This is a genomic window from Aquibaculum arenosum (genome assembly GCF_029222965.1).
In the GTDB taxonomy this organism is placed as follows: Bacteria; Pseudomonadota; Alphaproteobacteria; order Kiloniellales; family DSM-21159; genus Aquibaculum; species Aquibaculum arenosum.
Genome location: NZ_JARHUD010000024.1, coordinates 1 through 2,550, shown reverse-complemented (window position 1 = coordinate 2,550; position 2,550 = coordinate 1). Strand labels below are relative to the sequence as shown.

Annotated in this window: 3 protein-coding genes; all 3 read left to right on the top strand. The window is 68.6% G+C overall.

Features of this window, described 5'->3' with window-relative positions; all coding sequences use genetic code 11:
- The first annotated feature begins 68 nt into the window (after positions 1–68).
- The 3 genes from tnpA to tnpC all read left to right on the top strand — a co-directional run bounded on the left by tnpA (position 69) and on the right by tnpC (position 2,524).
- Positions 69–482, top strand: coding sequence for an IS66-like element accessory protein TnpA (gene tnpA / locus P2G67_RS16330; protein ID WP_275824361.1), 414 nt, complete (start codon positions 69–71; stop codon positions 480–482).
- Positions 479–829, top strand: a complete 351-nt coding sequence (gene tnpB / locus P2G67_RS16325) for an IS66 family insertion sequence element accessory protein TnpB (protein ID WP_275824360.1) — start codon at positions 479–481, stop codon at positions 827–829. The genes tnpA and tnpB overlap by 4 nt, the downstream gene beginning before the upstream one ends.
- 69 nt (positions 830–898) lie before the next feature.
- A complete protein-coding gene (gene tnpC / locus P2G67_RS16320; RefSeq protein WP_275824359.1) occupies positions 899–2,524 on the top strand; it encodes an IS66 family transposase in 1,626 nt (541 codons plus the stop codon).
- Positions 2,525–2,550: the final 26 nt, after the last annotated feature.

Here is a 2,550-nt window from a genome sequence, read left to right as displayed (position 1 = left end):
GTAACCCTCCGGTGAGCGCCGCCGATTTTGGTGCTGACGGTTTGATGTGAGTGTTGTTCCCTGTCGCTATGACTGGTGATAGCGACGGTATCTTTGTCGGGCGGCTGTCGGTGGTGAACACCGGCCGTCGTCGGCGGTGGAGCGCGGCGGAGAAGGCGCGCATCGTGGAGGAGAGCCTGACGGGGCACCGCCAGGCGTCGGCGACGGCGCGGTGCCACGACATTCCGACCTCGCTGCTGTTCCGCTGGCGCCGGGCGTACCGGGAGGGCCGTCTCGGCGGGAGCGATGAGGTCTGTGGCTTTGTGCCGGCGGTCGTGATGCCGGATGCGCCGCGGCCGGAGGAGGTGCCGTCCGTTGCGCCGGGGCGGATGGCACCGGGCTGCATGGAGATCATCGCCCATGGCGGGCGTCGCGTGGTCGTCGATGCCGGGGTGGACGCAGCCGCGCTGGCGCGGGTGCTTGATGTGCTGGAGCGTCGATGACGATCGCGGTGCCATCCGATGTGCGGGTCTGGCTGGCCGGGGGCGTGACCGACATGCGCCGCGGCATGAACGGGCTGACGCTGCAGATCCAGCAGGGCCTGGGCCGGGATCCGCATGCCGGCGATCTCTTCGTCTTTCGCGGTCGGCGCGGCAACCTGCTCAAGATCCTCTGGCACGATGGTGTCGGGCTGTCGCTCTATGCCAAGCGCTTGGAGCAGGGCCGCTTTATCTGGCCCTCGCCGGCGGACGGGGCGGTGGCGATCTCCGCCGCCCAGCTGGGCTATCTGCTGGACGGCATTGACTGGCGCAATCCGCGCCACACCTGGCGGCCGTCGCGCGCCGGCTGAGGCCGAAAAATCGCCAAGAAGTCGCAGATTTCTGCGGAATCCGGAGCCTGTTTCTGCTAGACTCCAGGCATGGAGAACAGCCCCGCCGCGATTGCTGAGTTGCAGGCACGACTGGCCGCCGAACAGGCTCGTGCAGACGCGGCCGAGGCGCAGGTCGCGCAGCTGACGGCGCAGGCGTCGAGCACCGAGGCACTGATCGTAAGCCTGAAACTGCAGATCGAGAAGCTCCGGCGCGAACTCTATGGCCAGCGCTCCGAGCGCAAGGCGCGGCTGCTGGGCCAGCTCGAGCTGGAACTGGAGGAGTTGCAGGCCACGGCGAGCGAGGACGAGCTTGCCGCCGAGCAGGCTGCTGCCAAGACCACGAGGGTCGAGGCATTCGAGCGCCGCAGGCCCGCACGCAAGCCCTTCCCCGAGCATCTGCCGCGCGAGCGGGTCGTCATTCCCGCACCGGAGACCTGCGAGGCCTGCGGCTCGGATCGCCTGTCCAGGTTGGGCGAGACGGTGACCGAGACGCTGGAGGTGATCCCGCGCCAGTGGAAGGTCGTTCAGACGGTGCGCGAGAAGGTCTCCTGCCGCTGCTGCGCGCGGATCAGCCAGCCGCCGGCCCCCTTCCACGTCGTAGCGCGGGGCTGGGCCGGCCCCAGCCTGCTGGCGATGATCCTGTTCGAGAAGTATGGCCAGCACCAGCCGTTGAACCGTCAGAGCGAACGCTACGCTCGCGAGGGCGTCGAGCTCAGTCTCTCGACCCTGGCTGACCAGGTCGGCGCCTGCGCCCATGCTCTGCAGCCGCTGCACGCTCTCATCGCCAAGCACGTCCTGGCAGCCGAGCGGCTGCACGGCGATGACACGCCGGTGCCCGTCCTGGCCAAGGGCAAGACCCGGACCGCCCGGGCCTGGGTTTACGTTCGCGATGACACGCCCTTTGGCGGCTCGGCGGCGCCGGCGGCCCTGTTCCGCTATTCGCGCGACCGTTCCAGCGATCACCCGGTCGAACATCTCGAACGCTATGGCGGCATCCTGCAGGCTGATGCCTATGCCGGCTACAAGCCACTCTACGAGCGCGATTCCGGAGCGGGGGCGGTGACCGAAGCGCTGTGTTGGAGCCACGCGCGGCGGAAGTTCTACGAACTGGCCGACCTCGCCAGGAAGCGCCACCGAGGCTCACGCGCTCCGCCGAGCTCGCCATTGGCACTGGAGGCGGTAAAGCGGATCGACGCGCTGTTCGACATCGAGCGGGCCATCAATGGGCTGAGCGCGGAAGAACGCCGGGCGATACGGCAGGAGCAGTCGCGGCCCCTGGTCGAAGAGCTGGAAAGCTGGATGCGAGAAGAGCGCGCCGGCCTGTCGCGCAACGCCGAGGTCGCCAAGGCCATGAACTACATGCTCAAGCGTTGGGAGGCTTTCACGCGTTTCCTCGACGACGGGCGCATTTGCCTGACCAACAACGCCGCCGAGCGCGCGCTGCGGGGACTGGCGCTCGGCAGGAAGTCGTGGCTCTTTGCCGGCTCCGATCGCGGCGGTCAGCGCGCCGCCGTGATCTACACCCTGATCGTGACCGCCAAGATGAACGACGTGGACCCCCAAGCCTGGCTCGCCGACGTGCTCGCCCGTATCGCCGAGATCCCGCAGACCCGGCTGCACGAGCTCCTGCCCTGGCACTGGAAAGCCAACAGCCCGGCCGCTCAAGCGGCCTGAGCCGCGGCGCTCACCGGAGGGTTACC

Coding starts and splice junctions, on each gene's coding strand:
- tnpA (WP_275824361.1), top strand. CDS start 69: ATGACTGGTGATAGCGACGGTATCTTTGTCGGGCGGCTGTCGGTGGTG.
- tnpB (WP_275824360.1), top strand. CDS start 479: ATGACGATCGCGGTGCCATCCGATGTGCGGGTCTGGCTGGCCGGGGGC.
- tnpC (WP_275824359.1), top strand. CDS start 899: ATGGAGAACAGCCCCGCCGCGATTGCTGAGTTGCAGGCACGACTGGCC.